Source organism: Hymenobacter agri, assembly GCF_054778495.1.
On sequence record NZ_BAAGZM010000350.1, the window covers coordinates 1 to 4,441 of the forward strand.

Below are 4,441 nucleotides of genomic sequence, written 5' to 3' on the forward strand. Positions count from 1 at the left end.
CGATATCCGCTTCGAGCTGGGCGACGCCGCGTACCCCGAAGCGCCCTTGCAGGCCGGCTCGCACACGGCCACCTCGGTGGGCGCAGCGGTGCACGAGGTGTGCGCGGCCCTGAAAAAGCAGCTATTCGACCTAGCCGCCCGCCTGCCCGGCAAGGCCTTGGGTAAAACCCCGGCGAGCGGGCTCACGGCCGAAAATGGCTTTGTACAGGCCGGCAGCAAGGGCCGCCGCCTGAGCTACGGCGAGGTGCTGAAGCAACATCAGTTGCCCGCGCTGGAAGTGATGCAGAAGGCCGAAGCACCGCCGGAAATGAAGAATTACTCGGGCAAGTCGTTCTGCGCCAGCTTTGTCGAAGTGCAGGTGCACCCGCTCACCCGGCAGGTGCGCGTGAGCCGGGTGGTGAGCGTGGTGGACGCCGGCCGCGTGCTGAATGCCAAAACCGCCCGCAGCCAGGTGCTGGGCTCCGTGGTGTGGGGCATTGGCCAGGCGCTGATGGAAGATGCCCGCGTCGACCACCGATTCGGTCGTTTCCTCAACCATGACCTGGCCGAATACCACGTACCCGTCAGCGCCGACGTGCCCGCCATCACCGTCGAGTTCATCGACCAGCCCGACCCTGTGCTCGACTCCATTGGCGCCAAAGGGTTGGGCGAAATCGGGCTGGTGGGCTTTGCCGCCGCGGTAGCCAATGCCGTGTACCACGCCACCGGCCGCCGCGTGCGCGAGCTACCCATCACGCCGGATAAGTTGGTGTGAATGGTTGGGTGTTGTTCGGCAGAACAGTCATCCTGAATGAGCCCGGGCCTCCAGAACGTTATGCTGAGCGCAGTCGAAGCATCTCGCCGGTGGTAGTAACTCATGCGGTGAACGATGTGAGCGAGATGCTTCGGCTGCGTTCAGCATGACCGGTTTGTTGAATCAGCGTAATGCACTAGTTAATTGGACCCAAAAAGCCGCTCCATCGAGCGGCTTTTTTGTGCTCTCAAAAAATAATTTGTTGTCGGCGTTGCAAACCCAAAATGTGTGCTTACGTTTGTGGTGTACTAGAACGGTAATACACTTAACGCTTTCCACATGGTCCGCATCCGCAACCTCCATTTTGGGTACTCCCGCAAGCGCCCACTTTTCCAACACCTCGACCTGACGCTGGAGCGCGGGCACATTTATGGCCTGCTGGGCAAGAACGGCGCGGGCAAGTCGACGCTGCTCAAGAACATGGTGGGGCTGGCTTTTCCCGATGGCGGCACCTGCGAGGTGCTGGGGCAGCCGGCCGCCAAGCGCCTGCCGGCCGTGCTGGCCGACCTGTTTTTTCTGCCCGAAGAAATTTACGTGCCGGCCGTGACGGCCGCGAAGTTTGTGGAGCAGACGGCGGGATTCTACCCCCGCTTCGACCACGAGGCGCTGGCGCATTACCTGTCCGAGTTTGAGGTGCCGGCCGAGGCGTTGCTCACGGCCCTGAGCTTCGGGCAGCAGAAGAAGTTCATGATTGCCTTTGCGCTGGCCGCCAATACCAGCCTGCTGGTGATGGACGAGCCCACCAACGGGCTCGACATCCCGAGCAAGGCGCAGTTCCGCAAGCTCATGGCCACGGCCCTGACGGAGGAGCGCTGCCTCATCATCTCGACGCACCAGGTGCGCGATTTGGAAAGCCTGATTGATACCGTGGTGGTGCTACACGGCCAGCGCATTGTGCTGAATGCCGACCTGGGCGAGCTGGCCGAGCGGCTGACGTTTGCGACCGTGCCCGAGGCCGGCCCGGTCGACCTCTACGCCGAAGAATCGGTGCGCGGCGCGCAGGTGATTCGGGCCAACCGCGGCGGCATGCCCGGTCGCGTCGATTTGGAATTACTATTCAATGCGCTGGTGGGGCAGGCTCCCGCGCTCACTGCTTATTTATCTCAAAATCAACCCGCTCATGAGCCAGTTCTTTAGTGTTGCGCGCTTCGGGCGCTTGTTTACTAAGCATACCACCGAGCACGCGGGGGCCTATTTGCTGGCCACGGGCGTGCTACTGGGAGCCTTGGGGGCGGTGCTGGGGTTCCTGGCGTACATGTCGACGGGCCCGATGCCGCCTGATGTGCAGGGCGTGATTTTCGTGTTCGGACTAGTGGGAGCGGGCGCATTTTTTACGAGTACGGTGCTGGCTTACTTCGGCGACAAGAAGCAGGCCACGGCGGCGCTGATGCTGCCGGCCTCGCACGCCGAGAAGTTTGCGGTGGCGTGGCTGTATTCGCTGCCGCTGTTTCTGGCGGCGTACGTGGGCTGCTTTTTTCTGGTCGATAGCCTGGTGCTGCAGCTGAGCAGCCACGGCAAGCCTATCGAGATGGTACGGCTGTTTGGAGGCGAGCAAAGCATACAGTCGTCGCTGGCGGCGTATGCGGCGGTGAATGCGGTGTTTTTGTGGGGCAGCATCTTCTTCATCAGGCAGCACTTTGTGCGCACCGCGTTTGGGGTGCTGCTGGTGGGGGCGCTGCTGGTGTTCCTCAACTTCCAGGGGCTGGAAGTACTGCTGGGGCACGACTTGGGCACGGCGGTGCCGTTTTCGAGCATCTCGCTGCACGAGGGCCAGGAGAATTACGTCGTGAACCTGCCCGATGGGCTGAAAGCCTGGTTTGGGCTGGTGCCGGTGGGCGTGATGCTGCTGGCCTGGGCGGCAGCCTACGCCCGATTGACGGAAAAGCAGATTTAAGCCAATAGAAGCATGGAATTTAAAGACAACGAAGCCATCTACCTGCAAATAGCCGGGTACGTGAGCGAGCTGATACTGCGCGGCAAGTGGCCGCCCGACAGCAAGATACCCTCGGTGCGCGAGCTGGCCGGCGACCTGCAGGTAAATCCCAACACCGTGATGCGCACCTACGAGCTGCTGCAAAGCCAGGAGGTGCTCTACAACAAGCGCGGCATCGGCTTTTTTGTGGCGCCGGCCGCGGTGCAGCAGGTGCAGGGAGCTCGCCGCGAGCGGTTTCTGACGCAGGAATTGCCCGAGGTGTTTGCCACCATGCTGCTGCTCGGCATTGGGCTGCCCGAGGTGCAGCGTCGCTACGAAGAATTCAAAACCACCCAACCGCAACCCCTTTCCACTCCAGCCTGATGAAAACCAGCAATAAACTTTTCGTGGCGGCCGTGGCCCTGGTGCTCGGCGCGCTGGCTACCTACAACGCCGCCCTGCGCGCCGAATACCGCACCGGCCGCTACCGCGACCCCATGCGCAACTACCAGTCGCTGAGCCTGCGCAACTTCGACCGCATCAGCCTGCCCGCCGCGGGCATGGTGAACGTGAAAATTGAGCGCGGCCCATTCTCCGTGCACCTGAGCAAGGACGCGGCCGAGTACGTGCACGTGACGCAGCAGAATGGGCAACTGACCGTGGCGCTCGACTACCCCAAAGAGTGGAAGTGGCTGGGCCCGCAGGATGCGCTGCGCATTACCTGCCCCCAGCTCGCGGCCGTCAGCACCACCGTCACGTACAGCGTGGCCGGCCAGCCCCAGCACGACAAGGTGACGGGTGGGGCGGAGGTCGAAATTAAAGGCTTCCGGCAGGATAGCCTGGCCCTGCAGCTCGACCAGAGCAGCCATGCCGTGTTGACGGGCAACCTGCTGCGCCAGCTGCGGGCCACCACCGGCCAGCGCCCCGGCACCGAGCCGGGCCTGACTATCAAGGCCGACAACCACATCCAGGCCGCCGACCTGACGATTGGCAGCCGCGGCCACCTCGACCTGGGCACGACCATTCCCAACCTACGCCCCCGCTTCTCCGACAGCGCCACGGTGGCGTTTTCGGGGGCCGCTGCCCGCAGCCTGAGCGCCGCCAAGTAGCCCCACGGTCATGACGCGCCAAGGCCTGAAAAGCTCGCTGCCGCTGCAGCTGGGCATTATTTACACCCGGTACCTGGTAGGCGGCGCGTTCGTGTTTGCCAGCCTCATCAAAATCAAGGGGCACCGCTTCACGCTGCTGCCCGATACCGGAGTGCATAGCGTGGGGCATTTCTTTGAGATGATGTACCAGTCGGGGTTGTACTGGCAGTTTATTGGCTGGGCGCAGCTGCTGGCGGGGCTGCTACTGCTTACGCAGCGGTTTGCCCTGCTGGGGGCGCTGGCCTACCTGCCCATTATCACCAACATCTTCGTCATTACCATAGCGTATCAGTTTGTGGGTACGCCCATTATCACCGGGCTAATGCTGCTGGCGGGCCTGCTGCTGCTGGCCTGGGACTGGAACCGCCTGCGCGTGGTGGCCAACCTGCCCGCGGTGCCCGAAACGACGTCGGCGCTGTTCGAGAGCCGGCTGTGGGAAGCGCTGGGGCTGGCCATGTTCGTGTTCACGGCGGGCTACCGGACTTATACCGACCACTACAACCTACTGCTGTGGTTTGGGGTGTGCGTGGGGCTGGGCGCAGCGGGGCTTCTGGCGGCGTGGTGGCAGCAGGCCGCGGGTCGGCGGCC

Annotated in this window: 6 protein-coding genes; all 6 read left to right on the forward strand. The window is 63.0% G+C overall.

Annotation, left to right across the window (positions count from 1 at the left end; translation table 11 throughout):
• Positions 1-754: xanthine dehydrogenase family protein molybdopterin-binding subunit (locus ACYVDE_RS15415; RefSeq protein WP_460502427.1), on the forward strand; the 754-nt coding region annotated here is incomplete at its 5' end.
• Between the two features lie 318 nt (positions 755-1,072).
• Complete coding sequence (locus tag ACYVDE_RS15420) at positions 1,073-1,930, forward strand: ABC transporter ATP-binding protein (RefSeq protein ID WP_460502428.1); 858 nt, start codon at positions 1,073-1,075, stop codon at positions 1,928-1,930.
• Positions 1,914-2,687: a hypothetical protein gene (locus tag ACYVDE_RS15425; RefSeq protein WP_460502429.1), complete on the forward strand. Its 774-nt coding sequence runs from the start codon at positions 1,914-1,916 to the stop codon at positions 2,685-2,687. The genes ACYVDE_RS15420 and ACYVDE_RS15425 overlap by 17 nt, the downstream gene beginning before the upstream one ends.
• Positions 2,688-2,699: 12 nt before the next feature.
• Entirely contained in the window at positions 2,700-3,089 is a 390-nt protein-coding gene (locus tag ACYVDE_RS15430; RefSeq protein ID WP_460502430.1) for a GntR family transcriptional regulator, read from the forward strand.
• Positions 3,089-3,814: a hypothetical protein gene (locus tag ACYVDE_RS15435; RefSeq protein WP_460502431.1), complete on the forward strand. Its 726-nt coding sequence runs from the start codon at positions 3,089-3,091 to the stop codon at positions 3,812-3,814. Before ACYVDE_RS15430 ends, ACYVDE_RS15435 begins: the two co-directional genes overlap by 1 nt.
• A gap of 10 nt (positions 3,815-3,824) precedes the next feature.
• Positions 3,825-4,441, forward strand: a 617-nt coding sequence (locus ACYVDE_RS15440; protein ID WP_460502432.1) for a hypothetical protein, incomplete at its 3' end; no start/stop codon positions are given.